The sequence below is a fragment of the Dactylosporangium vinaceum genome, from assembly GCF_019904175.1.
GTDB classification, from domain to species: domain Bacteria; phylum Actinomycetota; class Actinomycetes; order Mycobacteriales; family Micromonosporaceae; genus Dactylosporangium; species Dactylosporangium vinaceum.
Map to the genome: position 1 here is coordinate 4,043,187 of NZ_CP061913.1, position 24,203 is coordinate 4,067,389.

Annotated in this window: 22 protein-coding genes; 11 read left to right on the top strand and 11 right to left on the bottom strand. The window is 72.6% G+C overall.

Translation table 11 applies throughout. From position 1 onward, the window contains the following. Positions 1-155: 155 nt before the first annotated feature. Positions 156-1,196 carry an acyl-CoA dehydrogenase family protein gene (locus tag Dvina_RS18165; RefSeq protein ID WP_223103649.1) on the bottom strand — a complete coding sequence of 347 codons (1,041 nt, stop codon included), beginning with the start codon at positions 1,194-1,196 and terminating at the stop codon, positions 156-158. A gap of 108 nt (positions 1,197-1,304) precedes the next feature. Here Dvina_RS18165 and Dvina_RS18170 point away from each other — a divergent pair, with 108 nt between their 5' ends. From Dvina_RS18170 to Dvina_RS18215, 10 genes are read left to right on the top strand one after another with little or no spacing between them, the layout of a single operon-like run. Continuing rightward, entirely contained in the window at positions 1,305-3,026 is a 1,722-nt protein-coding gene (locus Dvina_RS18170) for an ABC transporter substrate-binding protein (RefSeq protein WP_223103650.1), read from the top strand. A gap of 2 nt (positions 3,027-3,028) precedes the next feature. Then, the gene (locus Dvina_RS18175) at positions 3,029-3,997 is read left to right on the top strand and encodes an ABC transporter permease (protein ID WP_223103651.1); all 969 of its coding nucleotides are present in this window, start codon (positions 3,029-3,031) and stop codon (positions 3,995-3,997) included. Further along, positions 3,994-4,827, top strand: a complete 834-nt coding sequence (locus tag Dvina_RS18180) for an ABC transporter permease (RefSeq protein ID WP_223103652.1) — start codon at positions 3,994-3,996, stop codon at positions 4,825-4,827. The genes Dvina_RS18175 and Dvina_RS18180 overlap by 4 nt, the downstream gene beginning before the upstream one ends. Next, on the top strand, positions 4,824-6,479 hold the full coding sequence (locus Dvina_RS18185) for a dipeptide ABC transporter ATP-binding protein (protein ID WP_223103653.1): 1,656 nt from the start codon (positions 4,824-4,826) through the stop codon (positions 6,477-6,479). Before Dvina_RS18180 ends, Dvina_RS18185 begins: the two co-directional genes overlap by 4 nt. 9 nt (positions 6,480-6,488) lie before the next feature. Further along, positions 6,489-7,682, top strand: a complete 1,194-nt coding sequence (locus Dvina_RS18190; protein WP_223103654.1) for an LLM class flavin-dependent oxidoreductase — start codon at positions 6,489-6,491, stop codon at positions 7,680-7,682. Continuing rightward, the gene (locus tag Dvina_RS18195) at positions 7,679-8,500 is read left to right on the top strand and encodes an LLM class flavin-dependent oxidoreductase (protein WP_223103655.1); all 822 of its coding nucleotides are present in this window, start codon (positions 7,679-7,681) and stop codon (positions 8,498-8,500) included. Before Dvina_RS18190 ends, Dvina_RS18195 begins: the two co-directional genes overlap by 4 nt. After that, positions 8,497-9,678 carry an acyl-CoA dehydrogenase family protein gene (locus tag Dvina_RS18200; RefSeq protein ID WP_223103656.1) on the top strand — a complete coding sequence of 394 codons (1,182 nt, stop codon included), beginning with the start codon at positions 8,497-8,499 and terminating at the stop codon, positions 9,676-9,678. Before Dvina_RS18195 ends, Dvina_RS18200 begins: the two co-directional genes overlap by 4 nt. Positions 9,679-9,689: 11 nt before the next feature. Next, the gene (locus Dvina_RS18205) at positions 9,690-9,875 is read left to right on the top strand and encodes a hypothetical protein (protein ID WP_223103657.1); all 186 of its coding nucleotides are present in this window, start codon (positions 9,690-9,692) and stop codon (positions 9,873-9,875) included. Then, a complete protein-coding gene (locus tag Dvina_RS18210; RefSeq protein WP_223103658.1) occupies positions 9,872-10,882 on the top strand; it encodes an aldo/keto reductase in 1,011 nt (336 codons plus the stop codon). Before Dvina_RS18205 ends, Dvina_RS18210 begins: the two co-directional genes overlap by 4 nt. Continuing rightward, positions 10,879-11,964 carry an LLM class flavin-dependent oxidoreductase gene (locus Dvina_RS18215; RefSeq protein WP_223103659.1) on the top strand — a complete coding sequence of 362 codons (1,086 nt, stop codon included), beginning with the start codon at positions 10,879-10,881 and terminating at the stop codon, positions 11,962-11,964. The genes Dvina_RS18210 and Dvina_RS18215 overlap by 4 nt, the downstream gene beginning before the upstream one ends. A gap of 174 nt (positions 11,965-12,138) precedes the next feature. Here Dvina_RS18215 and Dvina_RS18220 read toward each other — a convergent pair whose 3' ends face one another. After that, the gene (locus tag Dvina_RS18220) at positions 12,139-13,593 is read right to left on the bottom strand and encodes an MFS transporter (RefSeq protein ID WP_223103660.1); all 1,455 of its coding nucleotides are present in this window, start codon (positions 13,591-13,593) and stop codon (positions 12,139-12,141) included. Positions 13,594-13,740: 147 nt separating this feature from the next. Between Dvina_RS18220 and Dvina_RS18225 the strand changes: the two genes are divergently transcribed. Then, positions 13,741-14,196 (top strand): GNAT family N-acetyltransferase, encoded by a 456-nt coding sequence (locus tag Dvina_RS18225; RefSeq protein ID WP_223103661.1) that lies wholly within the window; start codon positions 13,741-13,743, stop codon positions 14,194-14,196. Positions 14,197-14,248: 52 nt separating this feature from the next. Here Dvina_RS18225 and Dvina_RS18230 read toward each other — a convergent pair whose 3' ends face one another. From Dvina_RS18230 to Dvina_RS18270, 9 genes are all read right to left on the bottom strand, one after another. Then, entirely contained in the window at positions 14,249-15,259 is a 1,011-nt protein-coding gene (locus Dvina_RS18230) for a hypothetical protein (protein ID WP_223103662.1), read from the bottom strand. A 121-nt stretch (positions 15,260-15,380) separates the two neighbouring features. Further along, complete coding sequence (locus tag Dvina_RS18235; protein ID WP_223103663.1) at positions 15,381-15,878, bottom strand: GNAT family N-acetyltransferase; 498 nt, start codon at positions 15,876-15,878, stop codon at positions 15,381-15,383. Continuing rightward, positions 15,868-17,046 (bottom strand): aminotransferase-like domain-containing protein, encoded by a 1,179-nt coding sequence (locus Dvina_RS18240; protein ID WP_223103664.1) that lies wholly within the window; start codon positions 17,044-17,046, stop codon positions 15,868-15,870. The genes Dvina_RS18235 and Dvina_RS18240 overlap by 11 nt, the downstream gene beginning before the upstream one ends. Further along, complete coding sequence (locus Dvina_RS18245) at positions 17,043-17,807, bottom strand: alpha/beta hydrolase (protein WP_223103665.1); 765 nt, start codon at positions 17,805-17,807, stop codon at positions 17,043-17,045. The genes Dvina_RS18240 and Dvina_RS18245 overlap by 4 nt, the downstream gene beginning before the upstream one ends. Then, entirely contained in the window at positions 17,804-19,120 is a 1,317-nt protein-coding gene (locus tag Dvina_RS18250; protein ID WP_223103666.1) for an NtaA/DmoA family FMN-dependent monooxygenase, read from the bottom strand. Before Dvina_RS18250 ends, Dvina_RS18245 begins: the two co-directional genes overlap by 4 nt. Further along, positions 19,117-20,640 carry an ABC transporter substrate-binding protein gene (locus Dvina_RS18255; protein WP_223103667.1) on the bottom strand — a complete coding sequence of 508 codons (1,524 nt, stop codon included), beginning with the start codon at positions 20,638-20,640 and terminating at the stop codon, positions 19,117-19,119. Before Dvina_RS18255 ends, Dvina_RS18250 begins: the two co-directional genes overlap by 4 nt. Beyond that, positions 20,637-22,196, bottom strand: a complete 1,560-nt coding sequence (locus tag Dvina_RS18260; RefSeq protein WP_223103668.1) for a dipeptide ABC transporter ATP-binding protein — start codon at positions 22,194-22,196, stop codon at positions 20,637-20,639. Before Dvina_RS18260 ends, Dvina_RS18255 begins: the two co-directional genes overlap by 4 nt. Further along, on the bottom strand, positions 22,193-23,101 hold the full coding sequence (locus Dvina_RS18265; RefSeq protein ID WP_223103669.1) for an ABC transporter permease: 909 nt from the start codon (positions 23,099-23,101) through the stop codon (positions 22,193-22,195). The genes Dvina_RS18260 and Dvina_RS18265 overlap by 4 nt, the downstream gene beginning before the upstream one ends. Next, positions 23,098-24,105: an ABC transporter permease gene (locus Dvina_RS18270; RefSeq protein ID WP_223103670.1), complete on the bottom strand. Its 1,008-nt coding sequence runs from the start codon at positions 24,103-24,105 to the stop codon at positions 23,098-23,100. The genes Dvina_RS18265 and Dvina_RS18270 overlap by 4 nt, the downstream gene beginning before the upstream one ends. Positions 24,106-24,203: the final 98 nt, after the last annotated feature.

The following is a 24,203-nucleotide window of genomic DNA, read 5'->3' on the forward strand; positions in this document are numbered from 1 at the left end:
ACTAAACCGGTCGGGTAAATGTGTTGTACGTCTACTCCGCGGGCCGCGGCCCACTGTTGGACTGCCCTCAGACGTAGAGCTCCCAGCCGGGTGCCCTGCTGCATGAAGGGCATCATGCCGGTCGACGTCGCGGCAGTGGTGCTGCTCGGTCGTCCTCATCGAGGGTCCGATCGGTCGGCGAGGCGGGCGAGCTGGGTCCGGCGCACGTCGGCGCTCTGGCCCTGGACGAGCGCGAACAGGGCGGAGCGGGCGTGCAGCTGGGCGGTGTCGTCGCCGGCGAGGCCGCGCCCGGCCCGGGCGACGAGCAGGGCCTGGGTGAGCGTCGTGAGCGCCTCGCCGACGGCGGCCTTGGTGGCGAGCCGCTCTTGGAGGCGGTGGGTGCCGCCGCCGGCCGCGGCGGCCTCGTCGGCCAGGCCGTAGGCGGTGCGCCGGAGCGCGGCCACCCGCGGCTGCCAGGCGGCGGCGACGGCCCGCACGGGCGGGTCGAGGGTCTCGTCGAGCTCCCGCAGCACGGTCGCGGCCAGCCCGAAGTGGTGGCCGCGGGCGTCGCTGGCGGTCGCCAGGTCGTCGAACCGGGTCTGCTCGAGACTCTGCCGGGTGAGCACGTGCTCGTCGGGGACGAAGACGTCGTCGAGGCTGACGCGTTCGGTGCGGCTGCCGGCGACGGCGGCGAGGTGCAGCGGGGCGGTGACGCGGGTGCGCTGCCCGACCTCCACGAGGGCGGTCACGACCGTTTCGCTCGCCGGTTCGACGGCGGCGACGGTCAGGGCCGGGCTGAGGCCCCAGCCGCTGACCCAGGAGATGGTGCCGCTGAAGGTCCAGCCGCCGCCGGTCCGGGTGGCCGCAATGTACCGCCGCGGGTAGCTGCGCACGTCGCTGACGCCGGCGCCGAGCAGGATCTCGCCGGCCCGGGCCTGCCGGGCGAGGTCCGGCAGGGGCCCGCCCGCCGTGGTCAGGCGCTGGGCCAGGGCGGCGTGCTGGGCCCAGACCAGCCAGGTGTTGAAGCACGCCCCGGCCAGCAGCTCGTGGACCCGGCGGTCGGCGTCGCGGCCGAGGCTGCGGTGGGTGAGCAGGCCCACGGCGCGCAGGTCCGCGATCTGCTCGGCCGTGACGCCCTCGCGGTCGGTGCGCAGTGCGGCCGGGCGCAGCATGCGCTCGGCGTGGTCGTGCACGGCGCGCACGAACTCGTCGGTCATGGGCCTCCCTCCAGTCGTAATAACATATTAACCCGATAGGTTGAATAGATTATTAACTGCGTCGATCTAATGTGACCTACCTGCCGGCGGCACGCGAGGAGCGCCCACATGTCAGATCTGCGCAGCGCCATCGAGAACGCCCGCCCGCCGCGGCGATGGTGGCCCTGGGTGTCCGCCGGCGTCGCCGTGCTGCTCGTCGCGGCCGGCATCGGGATCGCCGTGTCGCGCACGCACCGCGCGGCGGCCGACGCCGGAGCCGGGGCCGGGGCGCCGGTCCGCGGCGGCACACTGCAGTTCGCCCTCATCGACTACCAGCGCAGCCCCGATCCGCAGTGGGGCACCAACTACGCCGAGTCGCTCATCGGCAACAACATCACCGACAAGCTGACCTGGCAGGACCCCAAGACCGGCGAGATCACACCGTGGCTGGCGCAGTCGTGGCAGTACAACCAGGATCTCACCGAATTCACGTTCCACCTCCGCCGCGACGTCACGTTCAGCGACGGCGCCCGGTTCGACGCGGCCGCGGTGAAGGCGAACCTGGACCAGTACGTGCACGGCGACAAGGCGCTCGGCATCTCGCCCAACGGCGCCACCCTGCTCCCCGGCTACCTCGAGACGCTGACGCCCGACGACTTCACCGCCGTCGTGCGCTTCGCCAAGCCTCTCGCGAGCTTCCTGCAGGCCTCCGCATTCACCGCCAACGCGCAGCCGGGCTTCCTGTCCCCGGCGACGCTCAAGCTGAGCGCGAAGGAGCGCACCGACCCGAAGAAGGTGATCGGCACCGGACCGTTCGTCTACGAGTCGTGGCAGGAGCAGGTGCGGACGGTCATGGTACGGCGAGCCGGATACAACTGGTCGCCCCCGGCCCTCGGGCACCGGGGCGAGGCCTACCTCGACCGCGTCGTGTTCAACACGATCCCGGAGGCCAGCGTCCGCACCGGCTCCCTGACCTCGGGGACGATCGACGCCACCCTGGACGTCGGCACGACCGACGAGAAGCCGCTCGCCTCCCAGGGGTACAAAATCATCTCTCGGGGTGTCTCCGGCACCGCCATCTTCTTCAACTTCAACTCCCAGCTCTTCCCGACCAACGACATCGCCGTGCGCCGCGCCATCCAGGCCGGCTGGGATCGCGAGGCCATCAGGCGCACGGTCCTCACCGACTCCTACTCCGTCGCCACCTCGGTCCTCGCGCCGTCGGTGCCGGGCTACGCCGACTACAGCGGCACGATCCTGAAGTACGACCCGGCCAAGGCGAAGGGGCTCCTCGACGCGGCCGGCTGGACGCCCGGCCCGGACGGCATCCGGGTCAAGGACGGCAAGCGGCTCGAGGTCAAACTGCTCGGCATCAACAACCTCGTCGCCAACAAGCCGGCCTACGAGTCGGTCCAGCAGGACCTCAAGAAGATCGGCATCGACCTGCAGCTCACCGTCGTGCCGATCCCCGACTACACCGCCGGGCAGGCCAAGGCCAAGACCGACTGGAACATCACCGCGGCCAACCGCTCGCGCAACGACCCGGCCGTGCTCAACCTGCAGTACGGCCCGGCGCTGGGCAACGGCGCCTACGTGACCGCCGACTCCACCGGCGTCGACCTGGCCGAGGTGACCGAGACCCTGGGCCGCCTCGAGCTCACCCTCGACCCGCAGACCCGCCGGCAGTACGCCAAGGCCGCCCAGGACCTGCTCCTGGACAAGTACGCGCTGGTGAACCCCGTCTACAACCCCTCACAGGTGATCGCCCACGCGCCCTACGTGCACGGGATCGTGTTCGACGCCCAGTCCCGCAACCACTTCGTGGACGCCTGGAAGAGCAACGGGAAGTAGCCGTGGGAGCCGCCGTCGTGCTGCGCTATGCGGCACTGAAGCTGAGCCGGGCCGCGTTCGTCGTCTGGGCTGCGTTCACCGTGTCCTTCGTCCTGCTGTTCGTCCTGCCGGCCGACCCCGTCGACCTGCTCTTCGACCCGGCCGAGGTCAACACCGTCCCGCCCGAGGTGCGCCGGCAGGTGGCCGACAACTACGGCTTCAACCAGCCGGTCGTGGTGCAGTACCTGGACCGGCTCGGCCACGCGCTGCGCGGCGATTTCGGCGAGTCCGTGCAGTCCGGCCGCCCGGTCACCGCCGCCATTCTCGACATGCTGCCCAGCACCCTGGCCCTGGCCACCGGCGCCCTCGCGCTGGCGCTGCTCATCGCCTTCGCGGTCGCGTTCCTGGCCACCGCCACCCGCCGGCCCTGGCTGCGCGAGCTGCTCCAGGCGGTGCCGTCGGGCGCCGTCTCGGTGCCGGTGTTCCTCTCCGGCATCCTGCTGCTGCAGCTCTTCTCGTTCCGGCTCGGCTGGTTCCCGGCCTTCGGCGACGACGGCGCCCGCAGCCTGGTCCTGCCGCTGATCACCCTGGCCGTCCCGGTGTCCGGGCCGATCGCCCAGCTGCTCGGGCGCAGCTTCGCCACCGAGTTCGGCTCCGCCTACGTGGTCACCAGCTGGGCCAAGGGTGCCACCCGGGCCCGCGTCATCGTCGGTGACGTGCTGCGCAACGCCAGCCTGCCCGCCCTGACCATCGCCGGGGTCACGTTCGGCAACCTCATCGCCGGTGCCGTCATCACCGAGACCGTCTTCGCCCGCAAGGGCATCGGCCGGATGACCCAGACCGCCATCAACACGCTCGACGTCCCGCTTGTGCAGGGCATCGTCGTGCTGGTCGCGCTCACCTTCGCGACGATCAACCTGATCGTCGACCTGATCTATCCGCTGCTGGACCCGCGGCTGCGGGCCACCCTTGCCGCCGCGGCCCGGGCGTGAGCAGGACCGTGGTGCCCGCCGCGCTGGCCACCCTCGTCCGCAGCCCCGGCCTGGTCCTGGCCTGGCTCATCGTGCTCGTGGCCCTGGGCTGGGCCGTGGTGCCGCACCTGTTCACCGGCTACAGCCCGATCGAGGGCGACACCGCGGCCAGTTTCCTCCCGCCCGGCCCCGAGCACTGGTTCGGCACCGACCGGCTCGGCCGCGACCTGTTCGCCCGCAGCGTGTACGGCGCCCGGACCACGCTTACCGCGACCCTGCTCGCCGTGCTCATCGCGTTCGGCATCGGGACTGCCGTCGGCCTGCTCTCCGGCTTCGCCGGTGGCCTTGTCGACACCGCCGTCATGCGCGTGATCGACGTGTCCCTGGCCATCCCCAGTCTGCTGCTGGCGATGGTCGTGGTGTCCGTCCTCGGCTACTCCACCGACAACATCGCCTTGGCCGTCGGCGTGTCCGCGATCGCCTCGTTCGCCCGGGTGATGCGGGCCGAGGTGCTCACGGTCGTGCACCAGGACTACGTCCGGGCGGCCTACGGCGTCGGCGTACGCCGCCTCGGCGTGCTGCTGCGCCATGTCGTGCCCAACTCGCTCGGCTCGGTGGTCGCGCTGGCCGCCCTGGAGGTCGGCTCGGCCGTGCTGGCCGTGGCCGCCCTCGGCTTCCTCGGTTATGGCGCGCCGCCGCCCGAGCCCGAGTGGGGTCTGCTGGTCGCCGAGGGCCGCGACTACGTCGCCATCTACCCGTGGGCCTCGATCCTGCCCGGCACGGCCCTCGCGATCGTCGTCATCGCCACCCACCGCATCAGTACCGCGCTGCGAAAGGATCGCCGCCGATGAGCGCCGCCGCCGACCCGCTGCTGCACATCACCGGCCTGGCGGTGGACTACCGCGCCGGGCACCGCTCGTGGCACTCGGCCGTCGACGGTGTCGACCTGCGGGTCGAGCCGGGCGAGTTCGTGTCCCTGGTCGGCGAGTCCGGCTCCGGCAAGACGACCCTCGTCCAGGGTGCGCTCGGCCTGCTGCCGGCCGCGGCCCGCATCCGCGCCGGCACCATCGCCTATTCCGGCGTCGACGTCACCGGCTGGAACGACCGCCGGATGGCCCTCGTGCGCGGCAACTACGTCGGCTTCATCCCCCAGGACCCCGGCACCGCGCTCAACCCGGTCAAGAAGATCGGCCGGCAGGTCGTCGAGGCGGTCCGATTCAACCAGCGGGCCGGCGAGCCCGGGGACGCGGCGCACCTGCGGGACACGGCACTGCACAACCTGCGCACCGCCGGGCTCACGAACGCCGAGCGGGTGTTCCAGCAGTACCCCCACGAACTCAGCGGCGGCATGAAGCAGCGGGCGCTGATCGCGATCGCGCTCGCCGGTCGTCCGAAGATCATCCTCGCCGACGAGCCGACAAGCGCGCTCGACGTCACCGTCCAGCGGGTCATCCTCGACCACCTCGCGGACCTGCGGGCCGAACTCGGCATCGGCATCCTGCTCGTCACCCACGACCTCGGCGTCGCGCTGGACCGCTCCGACCGCATCCTGGTCATGCGGGCCGGGCGCATCGTCGAGGAGGGCCCGCCTGCCCGGATCCTCGAGCACGCGGCCGACGACTACACCCGCCGGCTCATCGACGCCGCGCCGGCCCGGCACCGCGGCCGTCTCGAGCCGGCCGGCGGCGCCCGACGCACTCCGGCGGACGTGTCCCCGGTGCTGCTGGCCCGGGGGCTGAGCAAGACCTACCGCCTGCGCGGCGGCGGCGAGGTCAAGGCGCTCGACCACGTGGACCTGGAGGTGCGGGAGGGTACGACCCACGCGATCGTCGGCGAGTCCGGGGCGGGCAAGTCGACCCTCGCGAGCATCCTCGCCGGATTCACCGCAGCCGACGCCGGCACCGTCCACGCCGGCGAGCGGGCGCTCACCGGACTGTCCCGTGGCCGGCTCCGCGAACTGCGCCGCGACCTGCAGTTCGTGTTCCAGAACCCGTACACCTCCCTCGACCCGCGCTTCACCGTCGCCCGGATCATCGCCGAGCCGCTGCGCGCGTTCGGGCTGGCGACCGGCCGGGCCGAGCGCACGGCGCGGGTGGCGGCGCTGCTGCACGCCGTCGCCCTCGACGACGACTACGCCGACCGGCGGCCCAGCCAGCTCTCCGGCGGTCAGCGCCAGCGCGTGGCGATCGCCCGGGCCCTGGCCCTGAGCCCGCGGATCCTGGTCCTCGACGAGCCGGTCAGCGCCCTCGACGTGTCGGTCCAGGAGCAGATCCTGCGGCTGCTCGTCGACCTGCAGACCGAACTCGGGCTCAGCTACGTGTTCGTCACCCACGACCTGGGCGTCGTGCGGCTGATCGCTGACGACGTCACGGTCATGCGCGACGGCGCGGTCGTCGAGCACGGCCCGGTCGAGCGGGTGTTCCAGGCGCCGCGGCACGAGTACACCCAGGCCCTGCTGGCCGCGATCCCCGGCGCGGGACTCGCCCGCGTCGGCGCACCGTGAGGAGCCACCATGCCGCGACAGCTGCACATCAACGTCAACATCCTCAACGCCGGCGTCTTCGGCGGCTCGTGGCGCTACCCCGGCACCGACCCGCTCGCCGCCTACACGATCGAGCACTACACGGCGATCGCCCACACCGCCGAACGGGCCAAGCTCGACGCGGTGTTCCTGGCCGACACCCCGGCCCTGGACCCGTCGGTGCGCCACCGCCCCGGCAACAACCTGGAGCCCACCACCGTCCTGGCCCGCATCGCCGCCCAGACCGAGCGGATCGGCCTCATCGGCACCCTGTCCACGACCTACAACGACCCGGCCGAACTGGCCCGCCGCCTCGGTGACCTGGACTACGTCAGCGGCGGCCGGTTCGGCTGGAACGTCGTGACGACCGCCGGGCCGGTCGCCGCCCGCAACTTCGGGCTCACCGGCGAACCGGACCACGCGCACCGGTACCGCCTGGCCGCCGACGTCACCGAGCAGGTCGTGGCGGCCTGGGCGGCCCGCACCGCACTCGTGTCACCCCAGGGCCGCCCGGTCGTCGTGCAGGCCGGCGGCTCCAGCGACGGGCGCCGGCTCGCGGCCCGGGTCGGCGAGGTCATCTTCTCCGCCGACCAGGACCTCGACCACGCCCGGGCATTCCGCGCCGAGATCCGGGCCACCGCGGCCGCGTTCGGGCGCCGGCCCGAGGAGGTCGTGGTCCTGCCCGGCCTGTCGACAGTCGTCGGGAGCACCGAGGCCGAGGCCAAGGCACGCCGCGACCAGCTCGACGAGCTCCTGCCCGCCGCCTACGCCCGCGGCCGCCTGGCCGGGCAACTCGGGTTCTCCCTCGACGCGCTGCGCGACGACGAGCCGATCCCGGCCGAGCTGCTCGTCGACCCCGACGCGGCCGGCGGCTCGCAGACCTTCTACCGTGTCGTCAAGGCCATCATCGACACCGAGCGGCCGAGCCTCGGCGAGCTGCTGCGCAAGCTCTCCGGCGGCGGCGGGCACCGCATCGTCACCGGCACCCCCGAGCAGATCGCCGACGACATCGAACACTGGTTCCGAGCCGGCGCCGCCGACGGGTTCAACGTGATGCCCGACGTCCTGCCGTCCGGCTTCACCGACTTCGCCGAGCAGGTCGTCCCCGAGCTGCAGCGCCGCGGCCTGTTCCGCACCGACTACGCCGGCACCACGCTGCGCGCACACCTGGGACTTGTCGCATGAGCCTCCCCGTGCTCCTCAGGATCGCCGTGGGGCCGCACGCGGTGCCGCTGCGCGATGCCCTCGCCGTCGCCGCGGCCGCCGAGGCCGCGGGCGTCGCGGCCATCCGGATCGCCGACACCGCGGCGGCGGGCCCGGCGCTCGACCCCACGATCGTCGCCGCGTACCTCGCCGGGGTGCACGGCGACATCGGATACATCCCCGAGCTGCCCATCACCGGCAACGCCCCCTACAACGCGGCCCGGCGAATCCTCGCCATCGACCGGGCCACCGGCGGCCGCGCCGGCGTCGCCCTGCTGCCCGGCCCCGGCTGGGCCGAGTACGCCCGCGTCCTCACCCGGCTCTGGGCGTCGTTCCCGCGGGCGGCGCTGATCGGCGACCAGGAGCGCGGGATCGTCGCCGACGACGCGCGCATCACCCCGATCGACCACGACGGCGAGTACTACCGGGTCGCGGGCCCGCTGGACGGCCCGTCGTCGGCGCAGGGCCGCCCGCTGCTCGTCGCCGACCTCGGCGAGGTCGACGCGTCGACACTGGCCGAGGCGGCCGACCTGGTCGTCGTCCACGCGGGCGCGGTACCCGGCTCGGTGCCGGGCCTGGACCGGCCTGGCGTCGCGGTGTTCGGCCGCGTCACCGCACCGGCCGACCCGGACTGGCTCCTCGACTGGGCGGCCGGGCACCGCCTCGCCGGTCTCGAGCTGGCACCGCCTGGTGGCACCGACGCCGTCCTGACCGTGCTGCGCGACCTCGTGCCGTCGCTCGTCGCCACCGGCCCGCAGCGGCATGACAGTCTCCGTGCAGCGGTGGGAGCGCCGGCATGAGCAACGAACGCGTAGACGGCATCCGGGCCGCCGTCGAGCCCGTCCTCGACCGGCTCCGCAAGAGTGCGGCCGAGCGCGAGCGAGACCGGGTCCACCCGTACGACGACGTGCGGGCCCTGGCCCAGGAGCGGATCACGCTGATCGGCATCGCGGTCGAGGACGGCGGCGCCGGCGGCACGGTGCGCGACGTCGCCGACCTGATCATCGCCGTCGCCCGGGCCGACTCGAACGTGGCCCAGGCACTGCGCAGCACCTTCCTCAGCGCCAACCAGGTGGCGAGCCACCCCGATCTGCCGGGCCGGGCCGTGATCCTGCGCCGGCTGCGCAACGGCGACCTGTTCGCGGGCACCGCCAACGAGCGCTCCGGCGGCCCCGGCGGCGTCGCCAACACCAGGATCCGCCGCGACGGCGACGGCTGGGTGGTCAACGGGGAGAAGTACTACTCGACCGGCGGGCTCTACGCGTCCTGGTTCACCGGCACGGCCACGGCTGAGGACGGGCGAGTCCTGAGCTTCACCGTCCCCGTCGACCGGCCAGGCGTGCACCGGCTCGACGACTTCGACGCCGTCGGCCAGCGGCTGACCGCCAGCGGCACCACCCGGCTGGTTGACGTGCGGCTCGTCGGCGACGAGGTCGTGGCCCGCGACAATGTCCGCCGCGACACCCCGTGGCCCGGCTCGTTCGCTCAGCTGTACCTGGCCGCGGTGCAGGCCGGGATCGCGGCCGCGGCTCTGGACGACGCGGCCTGGTTCGTCCGCGAGCGGGCCCGGCCGATCAAGCACAGCACCGCGGCCCGCTCCGCCGACGACCCCTACGTGCGCCAGACCGTCGGCGATATCGCCGCCCGGGCCCACGCCGCCCGGTCCGTGGTCCTGCTGGCGGCCGAGGCGCTGCACGAGATCCGCGGCCTCAGCGGGGCCCGCGGGCGGGCGGCTGCGGCGGCGGCCGCGGTCACCGTCGCCCAGACCGGGGTGATCGCCATCGAGTCCGCGCTGCGCGCCGCCGAGCTGCTCTTCGACGTCGGCGGCGCCTCGATCACCGACCGGGGTCTCGGCCTCGACCGGCACTGGCGCAATGCCCGCACCGCCGCCAACCACAATCCGCGGCAGTGGAAGGCGGCCGCCGCCGGCGCGTTCCACCTGACCGGCGAGGACCCACCGACCACCGGCCTGTTCTGAGGAGATGACCCGTGACCACAACTCCCTACCGCGTGCTGGACGGCACCGGCGTGCTGATCAGCCCGCTCACGCCCGGCGCGATGAGCTTCGGCCGCCGGCCGGAGCAGGGCGAGCACCCGGCGGTCGACACCGTCATCAGCGGCCCGCGCACGTCGCTGCCGCCGGCCGCCCTGCGCCGCGGCAAGGAGGAGCGATGACCCACACCGCCGCGGAGGACCGTGACAAGCGGCTGGAGTACCGCCGGGCCGGGCAGTCCGGCCTCGACCTGCCGGCGATCTCGTTCGGGCTGTGGCAGCGGTTCGGCACCGACCACCCCTACGCGACCCAGCGCGAGATCCTGCTGCGCGCATTCGACCTCGGCATCACCCACTTCGACAACGCCGACCGCTACGGGCCGCCGCACCGGGCCGCGCAGGAGGTGTTCGGCCGGGTGCTCAAGGAGGACCTGGCGCGCCACCGCGACGAGCTGATCCTGTCCACGAAGGCCGGCAACCCGATCGGCGCGAGCCCGTACCTCACCGGCGGCTCCCGCAAGTCGCTGCTCACCTCCCTCGAGCACAGCCTGCGCGACCTCGGCACCGACCACGTCGACATCTTCTACAGCCACAGCGCCGACCTGAGCACGCCGCTGGAGGAGACCGTCGGCGCGCTCGTCAGCGCCGTCCAGCAGGGCAAGGCCCTCTACGTGGGCATCTCGAACTACGCGCCGGAGCGGGCCCACGACGCGGCCGTGCTGCTGCGCCAGGCCGGGGTGCCGCTGCTCGTGCACCAGCCGCGGTACTCCGTCTTCGACCGCACCCCGGAGCGCAACGGCCTGCTCAAACTGGCCGCCGAGGACGGCTTCGGCCTGGTCGTCTACTCGCCGCTGGCCCAGGGCCTGCTCACCGGCCGCTACCTCGACGGCATCCCGGCCGGCGCCCGGGCGGGCAACAGCCCGTTCCTGTCGACCGACGTCATCGACGACACCTACCGGCAGCGGGCCGCCGCCCTCAACGACATCGCCGCCGCGCGCGGCCAGTCGCTGGCCCAGCTGGCGCTGCAGTGGGTGCTGCGGCAGCCGGAGGTGACCTCGGCCATCGTCGGGGCCAGCTCCACCGCCCAGCTGGAGCACAATGTGCGGGCCCTGACATTCCCGCCGCTGAGCGAGGCCGAGCTGGCCCGGATCGACGAGCACGGCGTGCACGGCACCGGCCTGCGGCTATGACCGGCCCGTTGCGCCTCGGCTTCCTGCTGCACCTCGACGACGACCAGCCGCCGGCCCAGGCCTACCGGCAGGCGATCGAGCTGTTCGTCGCGGCCGAGCAGCTCGGCTACGACTCCGGCTGGGTCATCCAGCGCCACTTCCGGCAGGGCAACGAGCACGTCAGCGCACCCCTCGTCGTGCTGGCCGCCATCGCCGAGCACACCACCCGGATCCGCCTCGGCACCGGTGTGCTGGTGCTCCCCCTCGAGGATCCGCTCAAGGTCGCCGAGGACGCGGCGACTCTTGACGCGCTCAGCGGCGGCCGGCTCGAGCTGGGTGTCGGCTCCGGCCCGTTCCCGACCGCCTGGGCCGCGTTCGGCCGGGACATCGCCGACCGGCACCGGCTCTTCGACGACGCCGTGGCCCGGCTGCATGCGGTCCTGGAAGGCGCGGCCCTCAACGACGCCGGCGAGCGGTTGCACCCGCCGGGCGCCGGGCTGCAGGGCCGGGTGTGGCAGGCGACCACCGGCGATCCGGCCCTGGCCCGGGCGGCCGCCGCGGCCGCCGCCCGGGCCGGTGACGGCCTGCAGCTGTCGCGGGCCACGGCCTGGCGCGACACGACCGTCGCCGCCGCGCAGCGCGCCCAGGCCGAGTGGATCGACGCCTACCTCGCCGCCTGGGGCCAACCCGACCGGCCGCCGCGGGTGCAGGTGTCGCGGGCGGTGTACCCGCACCGGGACCGGGCCGCGGCGGTCGACCTGGTGACCCCGGGCGTCCGCCGCTGGCAGCGCTGGCTGCCGGCCCAGCGTAACGTCGCCGGGCTCGGCGTCGAGGAGTTCCTGGCCGCCGACCGGGCCCTGGTCGGCCCGGCCGAGCACATCGCAGCGGAGCTGGCCGGGGATCCGGCCCTGGCGCAATGCACCGACCTGCTGGTGAGCTTCGTGCCGGGCGTGCCGGACTACGCCGAGCACGTCCGGCTGCTGACCGCGACCGCGCAGGAGCTGGCGCCGCTGCTGGGCTGGAAGCCACTCCTGGCGGGCGGCCCGGCGGCCTCGGGCCGGCGCCGAGCCGCAGCCGACGGTGAGCCGGGCTCGAGGGCGTAGCACACGAGCCGCTTGTCCCGTTCGTCGGCCGCCTCCCCGTTCGACGCGCCGCCGCTCGATCTGGGCTTCGAACGGCTGAGCGGGCGCGCTATGCCGCTGATTGCGCGCAGTCCTTCGTTCGATCGTGACGCTTCCGGGCCTCGTGCGCCGGTGGAGCGGCGGCGCCGCGTTGCGCTATCTGTGGGCGGTCTGGGCCGGTGCGTGGTGCTCCTCCGGGGTGCCGCGCAGGGCCCGGCTGAAGGACAGCAGGCCGGCGGCGAGGACGAGTCCGAAGCAGATCAACAGACCGTGCCGCACTCCCACGGCGGAGACGGTCCGCAGGTCGCCGCCGAGGGCGACCCCGGTGACCAGCGCGATGCAGAACGTCGCCGACAGCCGCTGCGTCAGCTGCAGGAAGGCGGCCGCGACGCCGTGATGGGTCGGCGGCGCGAAGCTCAGGGTGATCGCCCGCAGTGGTGGCTCGAGGACCGCGGCGGCGCTGCCGAGCAGCAGCTCGGCCGCGATGACCGTGGCGATGAGGGTGGCGCCGCCGACGCTGGCGCTGACCGTGGCCAGGACGGCCGTGGCGCCGGCCTGGATGACGAGGGCTATCGGCAGGGTGCGCACGCCGAAACGAGCGTAGACCCGGGAGCTGGCCGACGAGGCGGCGATCCGGGCGAGTGCGCCGGGGATCTGGACGGCCGCGACGACCAGCGGGCTCCAGCCGCGCCCCTGCAGCAGGTAGACCGTCAGCACCGTGGAGTGAGCCAGCAGGCCGCCGAACCAGAGCAGGGCGATGAGGTTGCCGGTCACGAAGCCGGGCGACGCCATGAGTTGCGGGACGAACAGGGGCGTCCGCCCACGGGCGGCGTAGCGGCGCTCCCAGGCGACGGTCCCCACCGCCAGGGCGGCGCACACGGCGACGACGGCCCAGAGCCGCCCGCCGCCGATGCCGGGGTCGATCACAGGCCAGGTGACCAGCACGACGAACGCACCGACCAGGACGATCGCGGGCAGGTCGAGACTGATCCGGTGCTCCGCGGGCGACCGGCGCGGGACGAACCGGGCCGTGAGCAGCAGGACGGCCAGGACGAACGGCAGGTTCAGCGCGAGCACCGCCCGCCAGGCGAGGTGGTCGGGGAGCACGTGCAGCGCCAGCGCGACGCCGAGCGGCCCCACGACGGCAGCGGCCGCGCCCGCGCCGGTATAGGCCGCGAGGGCGCGGACCCGGCGCAGCCCACTGAACCGGTCCTGGATGATGCCGAGCACCTGAGCGCTGATCAGTCCCGCGCCCAGGCCCTGCACTGCGCGGCCGGTAACTGCCCACCAGATGCCGGGTGCGGCGCAGGCGGCGAGTGCGCCGACCGCGAACACGACGAGCCCGGCGATGAACAGGGTCCGCCGGCCGTGCGCGTCGCCGAGCCGCCCCCCAGGCACCAGGCCGAGCCCGAACGTCAGCGAGTAGATGGACAGGAACCACTGCACGCCGCTGGTCGGCGCATCGAGCGTGGTGCCGAGCAGCGGTACGGCGTAGGTGACGACCACCGAGTCGAGCAGTGTCGCGAATCCGGCGCCGGCGCAGCAGACCAGCAGCCCGAGGTCCGCCCGCGACAGCCGCGGCGGCGCGGCGGGCGGCTCGGTGACGGTCACGAGACGCAGCCTATGCACCGCGGCAAATTGGCGTCAAAGCCGATGGTTCGAGTAGTAATTTAGGTCGCGATCGGTCGACAGGATGCTACTTCGAGTGGGACGATCGCGCGATGCAAGCTGTTTCAAATCGTGGGATGAGGGAGCAGCGTGGTCGTACACATCGAGAGTGTCGACTGGGATGACGTGACCGCAGTGTCACTGCGGGCGGCGATGGCCGCGGAGATGCAGCTGCGCTACCCGGACCGGTTCAACGACCGCAACGGCGTGGACGCGGACACCGTCGTGTATACGGGCGTCGCCTACACCGCCGACCGGGAGCCGGTCGGCCATGCGGCGCTGCGCCGCCTCGGTGCTGACCTCGAGCTCAAACGCATGTACATCGTCCCCTCGCACCGCGGCACCGGAGTTTCGGTTGCCCTGCTCGTTGCCGTGGAGCAGGCCGCGGCGCGACTCGGCGGACAGCGGCTCCTGTTGCAGACCGGCGACCGGCAGCCCGACGCGGTCCGCCTCTACGAGAAGACCGGCTTCACCCGCATCCCCATCTTCCCGCCCTACGAGACGCAGACCTACTCGTTGTGTTTCCAGAAAATCCTCCAGCGCTGAGAGCGCCGGCCCGCAGGCCGGCCGCCGGATCGTCACCGGTCCGGCCGGAACCTCATCCGCCTGCGTCGTTGCGGAGCACGGCGTTGAAGGCGGAGTCGAGCTGGTCGTCCTCCGGAGGGAGGTCGATCTCGACGATGTCGGAGCCGGGGTCGGTGAAGACGTATCGTTCAGCGCACTCGCGGGGTGGTGGGCCGCTGTCGGCCCTCAGCGTGGCGACGTGCCGGGCGGTCCGCGCCTCGCGGACGTCGTACTCGAAGTGGGCGGTGTAGTACTCCACGGTGCCGCCGTAGTAGTTGCAGTACGTCGCGGGCTTCGGGTCGAGGCGGCCGGTGACGTGGCCGCAGGCGACCAGCTGGGCGGCGTCGCCGGGGCCGACGACGTGGGCGACGAAGGTGCTGTGGACGACCGCGATCGGGTGGGGGCCGGCGCCGTGGTATGCGGGTGCGCCGCGGAACGGGGCGCCGCCGGTGCACAGGCGGGCCAGGTCGAAGACGCTGCGGGGCTGCTCGCCGCGGACGATTTCGACGACCGTCGGCACGGCGCCGAACCACACCGGGGGGCCGCAGAACAGCAGGATCGCCGCCGCGGCGGTGGCGGCGGTCACGATCCGGCGGCGGCGGCTGGCCGCGATAGGCACGCCGCGTTCGAACGAGCGCAGCAGGTCGCGCCGGCCCATGACGGGTGGGATGACGTGACCGTGCGCCCGGCCGTCGGGGTCGTCCCAGGTGACCCGCCGGGCGCTGACGCGTTTCACGGCGCTCCACGCGATGGCGTCGGTCACGTCGTCACACTGTGGTGACCAGACGAGGACGCCCTGCTCGGCGACCAGGTAGCGGTCGAGCCGGGTCGCGGCTCGCCACCAGGGCCGGGCGACGACCAAGCCCGCCACGCAGCCGATGGCGAACAGGATGCCCGGCAGCCAGCGGGAGTCGCCCAGGGGAGACGCAGCGACCGGCAGTGCCACGAACAGCACGATGCCCGCACCGCCGAACAGGCCCCCCATGCACGCCGCGCCGGGATAGCGCCGATGCACGCGCACGACATTGCCGAAGCGGCTGGGCATGCCTCGAGGATATCGACAGCCGTGCCCGGCGGCGCCCCGGCGAGGGCATAAATCCTATCGAAAAATCATAGAATGGCCGCCCAGTCCGGGTCGCAGACGACGACCTGAGCGGGTCGCCACCCTACCCGCTCAGGTCGAGACCGAACGCGAGGAGGCGGCGTCCGTCCACGATCCGGGTCTCGCGGTCACGCAGCCGACGGAAGCCGAGCGCGGCGTAGAGGCGGTGGGCGGCCACCATCTCCGGGCCGCTGTTCATCACCACCCGGGCCGCGCGGCGCTGCCGGCCCAGGTCAATGACATGCCCGACGAGGAGCCGGCCGATGCCGAGCCGGCGGGCCGCCGGCGCGACCGCGAGGAGGCGGAAGTCGAGCTCGCCGGCGACCGCGAGGCCGCCGATGTGCCGGCCCGGGCGCGGGGTGGCGACGGTGCCGAGCAGGGCGCCGGTCGGGTCGACGGCGACCCACACCTCGTGCTCGGCGGCCCGGCCGGCCACGTCGCGGATGTTCGCGCGGTAGTCGGCGGTGAGCTCGTAGTCGTGGCCGTAGGCGGCCTCGCTCAGGGCCGAGGCCGCCTCGTACTCCGCCGGATCGACCAGCCGGACGCTTACCTCAGGCGCCATGGAACGCCTGGGCCAGGCGGCGCGCGGCCTCACGGAGCTCATCGGGGGTGCGATCGCCGAACGCGAAGCGCAGGTGCCGGGCCGACTCCTGCTGCGGGCTCGCGGCGAAGTGCGCACCCTGCTGGTAGACGACGCCCGCGGCGGCCGCCCGCTCGTACAGCGCGGCCGCGTCGAGGCTGTCGTCGCGCAGCCGCGGCCACAGGAACAGGCCGCCCTCCGGGACCTGGGTGCCGAACGCCCCCGGGAGCTCCTCGTGCAGCGCGTCGACCAGGACCTGGGCCCGCTCGCGGTACAGATCGTTGGCCGCCTTCACCACCCCGTCGAACCAGCCGTCCTGCGTGACCAGGTTCTCGACGATCGTCTGGGTGACGGTCGGGCTGTGCGAGTCGCCGCGGTTGCGCAGCCGGACCACCGGGTCGACGAGGTGCTCGGGCAGGACCAGCCAGCCGAGCCGCCAGCCCGGGCCGAGGGTCTTCGTGAACGTGTTGACGTGGATGGCCCGGTCGGAGTCGTTGAACACGGCGTGGCCCTGATCCTCGCCGGCGAAGCGGAGCTCGCGGTACGGATTGTCGGCGATGACGTAGAAGCCGTACCGCTCGGCCAGCTCGACCAGGGCCCGGCGCTTGTCCGCGGGCAGCGTGACCTGCGACGGGTTGTGGAAGTCGGGGACGGTGTAGGCGGCCGCGATCCGCTCCCCGGCGGCCAGCCGCGCGGCCAGGTACTCCACGTCGAAGCCGTCGCCGACCACCGGGACCGGCAGCGTCGCCGTGGTGGAGACCTCGAGGGCGCGCAGGAACAGCGGGAACACCGGGTCGTCGACGGCGACGGTGGCGCCGCGCTCGACGACCGTGAGCACGGCCAGTGACAGGCCGTGCATGCCGCCGTTGGTGATGACGATGCGGCGCGGGTCGACGCCCTCGCGGGCCGCGATCCACGAGCGCAGGGCCGCGAAGCCGGGGGTCTGGGAGTACTGCAGGCCGGCCACGGCCGCGGGCCGGTCCTCCCACAGCGCGGCCGAAGCCCGGCCGAAGTCCTCGACGGGCAGAGCCTCCGGCGCCGGTATCCCACCCAGGAGACGGATCGCTCCGGGCGGGGCGGCGACGAGGCTGGCGTCGCCGAAGCCCTTGGGCACGCTGAGCCCGCGGGACAGCACGGTGATATCGGTCATCGGGTTCCCTCGTTCAGGAAGGGGCGGACCCAGCCGGTCACGAGATCGGCCAGGGTGTCCTGATGGTCGTAGAAGGTGTGGGCGGCGCCTGGGATGACGGCCACCCGGGAGCCCTGCGGGAGCAGGTGGGCGCCGGCGGCGGTGATCGCGCTGAGCCGCCGCTCCTGCTCGTCGGCGTCGCCGTGCACGACCAGCACCGGCACCTTGACGGCGCCCAGGAGCTCCGCCTGCGTGCCGGTGGTGCCGAGCCGCGGCCGCGCCCGGTTGACGGTGACGTGGGTGCGCACCGCCGAACCCTCGATCGGCAGGTGCACGTCCTCGCCACGGTGCCAGGCGGCGAGGCCCTCGTCGCCGAGAAAGGGGTAGGGGCGGTCGTCGCCGGCGCCGGTCAGGGCGCCGGTGAGGACCAGGGTGACGACGCGGGGCCGCTCCGGCGCGACCCGCAGCGCCACCGCCGAGCCCAGGCTCTGGCCGTGCAGGACCTGCCGGGAGTACCCCTGCGAATCGAGGTGATCGAGGGCGGCGCGGGCATCGTCCAGCAGTTGCTCGCCATCGACCACGTCGCCGGGGGAGTCGCCGAACCCGCTGAAGTCGAAGCGCAGCACCGCCAGGCCGAGGGCCGCGTACTCGTCGGCGAGCCGGTCGAACCGGCCCCCGGCCCGCCGGTCGGACAGGAACCCGTGCAGCAGGACGACGGCGCTGTCGCCCGGGCCCGAGGTGAACGTTGCGGCCAGCCGGCCGTCGAGCTTGCACTCCGTCATGCGATGTCCAGGTGCTCGCGCAGGGTGGTGCCGGTGTAGTCGGTGCGGAAGACGCCGAGGCGCTGCAGGTGTGGGACGACGGCGCGGCCGAAGTCGTCGAACGAGCCGGGGAAGTGGGTCGGGGTGATGAGGAAGCCGTCGGCGGCGCCGGAGGCGAAGATGTCGGTCAGCTGCTCGGCGATCTCGACACCGGTGCCGACCAGCTGCGGCGTCAGTTCGCTGGTGGAGAACTCGACCGCGGCCTCGGCGATGGTGACGTTGCCGGCGCGGTTGCCGAGCAGTTCGGTGAGCTGGACGACGGCGCGGCCCTCGGCCTGGCCCTCGGTCGCGCGTTCCTCCAGGACCTGCAGGTACGGCGCGTCCAGGTCGACGCCACCGAGGTCGAGCCGGGCGAACTGGCTGAAGAACTCCACCCCAGCCTCGGGCGTGATCCGGGTCGCCAGGTAGTCGCGGCGGGCCTTGGCGATCTCGGTGGTCTCGCCGACGATCGGCTGGACCGCGGCGAACAGCCGGATCTTCTCCGCGTCGCGGCCGAGGGCGCGGGCCTTGGCCTTCAGGTCGTCCTTCTTCGCCCGCAGGTCGGCCGGGGTACGTTCGATGGCGAAGATGACGTCGCCCCAGCGGGCCCCGAACTGCCGGCCGCGCGGGGAGTCGCCGGCCTGGATGATGACCGGGTGGGTCTGCGGGCTGGGCGGCAGGTTCAGCGGGCCCCGCACGCTCAGGTACTTGCCCTGGTAGTCGGGGATGGTGACCTTCGACGTGTCGACGAAGACGCCGGTCTCCTGATCCTGGACCAGCGCGTCGTCGTCCCACGCCCTCCACAGTGCGGTGACGGCCTCGACGAAGTCGTCGCCGCGGTCGTAGAGCTCGGCCCCGGCCAGCTGCTCGACGTGCGGGAAGTTGGCGTAGTTGGCCGGACCGTTGGACTGGATGACGTTCCAGGCGACCCGGCCGCCGCTGAGGTGGTCAAGGCTCAGCAGGGTCCGGGCCAGGTTGTACGGCTCGTTGAAGCTCGTCGACAGCGTGACGCCGACGCCGAGATGGGTGGTGACGGCCGCGATGGTGGCCGCGACCTGGGCCGGGTCGTGCTTGATGGCGTTGGACAGGCCGTGGCGCTCGAAGCCGTCGCGGAAGCTCACGGTCTCGGGGATGAAGGCCAGGTCGAACTTGGCGGCCTCGAGGGTGCGGGCGACCTGGTGCAGGAAATCCCGGCCGAGCCAGTCGCGCGACGAGTACGGGTGCCGCCATGCCCCCGCGTAGTGGCCGCTCGGGAACAGGACATAGCCGCCGAGGAACAGCTGCCGCTCGCTCATGCTCGTCCGACCTCCTGGGCGTACAGATAACGGTTGGGTTTGGGGGTCCAGGTGACGGCCTTGGAGACCTCGGCCGTGAACGGGGACGGGTAGAGGAAGATGGTGTGGGCGGCGTCGTGGTAGTTCTGGGTGGCCTCGTTGAGGTACTTGGCCTTGGACGCCTCGTCGGTGGCGGTCAGCGCTTTGTCGCCGAGCGCGTCGAACTCGGGCGCCTTGACGTGGCTTTGGATGTGGTCGCTGCGGAACGGGCCGAAGTTGCCGGTGGTGTCGCCGGGATACTGGCTGCCCCACATGATGTAGACGAGGTCGGCGGCTTGGTCGTCGGCGCCGTACTGGCGCTGCAGCCAGGCCGGGAACGGCGTCGTCGTGATCTTCAGCGTGACGCCGATCTTGGCCCACTGCGCGGCGATGGCCTGCGACGCGGACTCGGCGGAGACGTAGGTGCCGGCCGGGACGTCGAGGTTGATCGTGAAACCGGATCCGAAGCCGGCCGCGGCGAGCAGCGACTTGGCCTTCTCCGGGTCGTACGGGTACGCCTGCAGTGCCGGGTTCGGCTCGTTGAACGGCGCGTAGAGGACCTGCCCGGGCAGCGGCTTCACCGAGTCCTTCAGCAGCCCGTGGACGATGGTCTGCTTGTCGGTGGCGTAGTTCAGCGCCTGCCGGACCTGGACGTTGGCCAGGGGCGTGTCCTTCTTGCGCTCGTTGATGGCGAGGACCAGCGGCTGCGGGCCGACGCCGAGGATGGTGTTGTACGTCTTGGAGTCCTTGAACTGGTCCTGCGAGAGCGGGGCCAGGTTGAGCACGATGTCCTGCTCACCGGTCTTGAGCGCGGCGATGCGCTGGGCTTCCGAGGCCAGGACGGTGTACTTGACCTTCGCGAACGCCGGCTTCGGCCCCGCGTAGTTCGGGTTCAGCGACAGCGTGGCCCCGTTCTCCAGGTCGAGGGAGTCGAGCTTGTAGGGGCCGCTGCCGAGGGCCTCGGTGTCGAGCTTGTGCGACTGGGCGAAGCTCGGCTCGACGATGTAGATGCTCCACAGCCGGCCCGGCAGGTCAAGCGTCGGCTGCGACAGATGGAAGGCCAGCGTGGTGTTGCTGGTCTTCTCGACGCTCTTGAGGTACTTGCGCAGCGGCGCCCCGGACGTGCCGGCGTACTTCGGGTCGAGCAGTTGCTTGAAGTTCCACACGATGTCCTCGGCGGTCAGTGCGTTGCCGTCGGAGTACTTCGCGTCGGTGCGGACGGTGAACTCCCAGTTGAGGTTGTCCACGGTCTTCCACGACGTCGCCAGGCCGGGCACGACCTTGAAGTCGGGCGAGATCCGGGTGATCGACTCGTAGATGGATCCGATGACGGCGCCCTGGCTGTCGGGGGAGCCGCCCTTGTGCGGGTGGATGTTCGTCAGCTGCCGCGACAGCGCCAGCCGGAGCGTTTCACCGGCTTGCGGGGCCGCGCCCTCGGCTGCGGTACCCCCGCAGGCACCTAGGACTACAAGACTTGCTACGGCGAACAACCGGAGCTTCACGTTCTCTTCCTTCCGGGAACGGCGTCGAGCAGCGCACGGGTATAGGGGTGGGCGGGCCGTTCGAGGACCTCGTCGGTCGGGCCGCGCTCGACGACCCGGCCCTCGCGCAGCACGACGACGTCGTCGCACAGGTAGCGCACGACGGCCAGGTCGTGGGAGATGAACAGGTAGGTGAGGCCGCGCTCGGCCCGCAGCCGCGCGAGAAGCCGCAGAATCCGGGCCTGGACGGACAGGTCGAGGGCCGACACCGGCTCGTCGGCGACGATAAGCGTCGGCTCGCTCGCGATGGCTCGGGCGATGCCGACGCGCTGGCGCTGCCCACCGGAGAGCTCGGACGGCAGCCGGTCGCGCAACGCCCGGGGCAGCTCGACCTCGTCGAGCAGCGCGTCGATACGCCCGGGGATCTCGGCTCGGGCGAGGCCGACGTTGAGCTCCAGGGGCTCGCGCAGTGTCTGCGCCACCGTCAGTCGCGGGTCGAGCGAGCTGTAGGGGTCCTGGAAGATGTACTGCACCTCGCGGCGCCATTGCCGCCCGCCGAACGGGCTGACGGTGCCGCTGTCGGCGCGCTCCAGGCCGACGATGATCCGGGCCAGCGTGGTCTTGCCCGACCCGGACTCGCCGACGAGGCCGAGCGCCTGTCCGCGGTGGATCGTCAGGTCGACGCCGTCCAGCGCCGTGTGCCGCCCGAAGACCCGCCGGACGCCGTGCACCTCCAGCCGCGGCGGACCTTCCGGCGCCGCCGGGGCGCGCACCGGGGCCAGCCGGCTGGGCTGGGCGTCGAGGAGCTGCCGGGTGTACTCGTGCTGCGGTGAGCGCAGCACGTCGGCCGTCGGACCGGATTCGACGATCGCGCCGCCGGCCATCACGTACACGTCGTCGGTGCGGTCGGCGACGACCCCGATGTCGTGGCTGACCAGCAGCACGGCCAAGCCGAGCTCGGCCCGCAGCTCGTCGATGAGGTCGAGGACCTGCGCCTGCACGGACACGTCAAGGGCGGTGGTCGGCTCGTCCGCAATCAGCAGCTTCGGCGATCGGGCCAGGGCCATCGCGATGACGACCCGCTGGTTGAGCCCGCCGGACAGTTCATGCGGAAAAGCCTCGAGCGTCTTGTGTACTTCCTGAACCCCGACGAGTCGCAGCAGCTCCCCGGCCCGGGGCCGGCGCTGCGTGCGGGGGGTGTCGCGCGGCAGCGCCTCGACGAGCTGCTTGCAGATGCGCAGCCGCGGGTTGAGCGACGGTGTCGGATGCTGGAACACCACCCCGACGTGGGCCGCGAGATAAGCCCGGGCCTGCCGTTCGGTGAGGTCGCGGACCTCCTGCCCGGCGACGTTGACGCTGCCGCGGGCGACCTGGACGGCGGGCGGCAGCAGACCCGCGATCGCCATGGCGGTAAGCGTCTTGCCGGAGCCGGACTCGCCGACGAGCCCGACCGCCCGGCCGGCGGCGACCTGCAGGCTCACCCCGTCGACGAGCACGGCCGAGTCGTTGTGCAGGCCGACGGTCAGGTCGCGCACGCCCAGGACCGAGACGTCGGTCCGCTCGGTCAGCACGGTCATCGGGAGACTCCCGTGCGGATCGCGTCGCGGCCGACGAACCGCTCGGCCAGGCCGTCGCCGAGCAGCTGCAGCGCGACGGCCGTGACCACGACGACGAGGCCGGGGACGACGGAGATCAACGGCGACGTGGACAGGCTGTCGCGGCCGGCGGCGACCATCTGGCCCCAGTCCGGCTCCGGTGGCTGGACGCCGAGGCCGAGGAAGCCCAGGCTGGCCTCCAGCAGCAGCGCCGACGAGGCGCTCAGGGTGAGCGCGACGAAGAACAGTGGCAGCACGCTCGGGATCAGGTGCCGCCAGGCGATGGCCCCGGGGCCGGCCCCGGCGACGCGGGCCGCCTCGACATAGGGCTGCCTGACGACGGCCCGGGTGTGCCCGCGGATGATCCGGAACGTCAGCACCCAGGAGCCGAGGACGAGCACGGCGACGATCGGGACGAACGAGTTGCCGATGAACGACAGGACCACGATGGCCAGGACGATGGAGGGGACGGCCAGCTGCACGTCGGCCAGGCGGGCGGTGAGCCCGTCGACCCAGCCGCCGGCGAGGGACCCGAGCAGGGCCAGGGTGAGCCCGAGCACGGAGGCGACGGTGGCGGCCAGGAAGGTGAGGGCCAGGCCGGTCCGGCCGCCGAAGACGGTGCGGGCCAGGATGTCCCGGCCGAGGTCGTCGGTGCCGAACGGATGAGCGGCCGACGGGGCCTGCAGGATGGCCGTGAAGTCCTGCTCCAGGGGGTCGCCGACCAGCAGCGGGGCGAGCACGGTGACGAGCACGACGAGGGCGAGCAGGGCGGCGCCGACCCAGCCGCCGGTGCCGATCGTGCGGCGGGTGCGGCCGCGGGTGGCCGGGGCGGATTCGGTGATCGTGTGCTCGGCGATGAGCTGTTCGGTGACGTCGACGGAGGTCATGAGCGCAGCCTCGGTTCCACGACGGCGGCCAGGATGTCGACCAGCAGGTTGATGAGGACGAATCCGAGCGCGATCACCAGGACGCACACGATGACGAGGGGGTAGTCGCGGTTCTGGACCGCGTTGATGGACAGCTGGCCGATGCCGGGCCAGTTGAACACCGATTCGGTGACGACGGCCCCACCGAGCAGCACGCCGGCCTGGATGCCGATGACGTTGAGGGTGGTGCCGAGCGCGTTGGCGACGACGTGCCGCAAGATGATCACCCGTCGCGGCAGGCCCTTGGCCCGGGCGGTGCGGATGTGCTCGGCCTGCAGGACGTCGAGCAGGGCGGTGCGGAAGACCCGGGCGATGACCGGCACGAACGCGATGGCCAGCGTCAGCGCCGGCAGCACGATCCCGTCGGCGTCGGCGCCGTCGGTGACCGCCGGGAACCAGCCGAGCCCGACCGCGAACGCCATCACGAGCAGGATGCCGATGAAGAAGGTGGGTACCGCCTCGAGCCCGACCGCGGCCGCCAGGGGCCCCCGGCGCAGGAACGACGAGCGCGCCGTAGCCGACACGTAGCCGATCAGCCCGCCCAGCCCGATGCCGAGCACCAACGCGGTCCCCCCGAGCGCGAAGCTGGCCGGCACCTTGGCCAGGGCGATGCCGAGCGGGTCGGAGCCGTAGCGGATCGATTCGGGGAAGTGGCCGGTGAGTACGTTGCCGAGGAACTTCGCGTACTGCACCGGCAGCGGCCGGTCGTAGCCCATCAGCGTGGTCAGCCGGTCGATCTCGTCGCGCGGCGCGTTGGGCGGTACGAGCAGGACGGCCGGATTGCCTGTCGAGTAGAGCGCGAAGAACACCAGCGTGATCGCCCCCCACACGGCGACCAGCCCGGTCAGCAGCCGGCCTCCGAGGTACCGCCAGCTCACGGGCGGCCGCAGCCGGCGCAGGGCGGCCACCCGGGGCGGCTGTTCGATCGCCGTGACGGACACGACACGCACCTCCAGTTTGTCCATTTAAAAGATCGAATTAATAGGAATTTGGGCCGAGTTGCGTTCCGCCGTGCATTTGGTGCGTTAGACGCTAGGCGACGCCCATTAACCTATCTTACCGA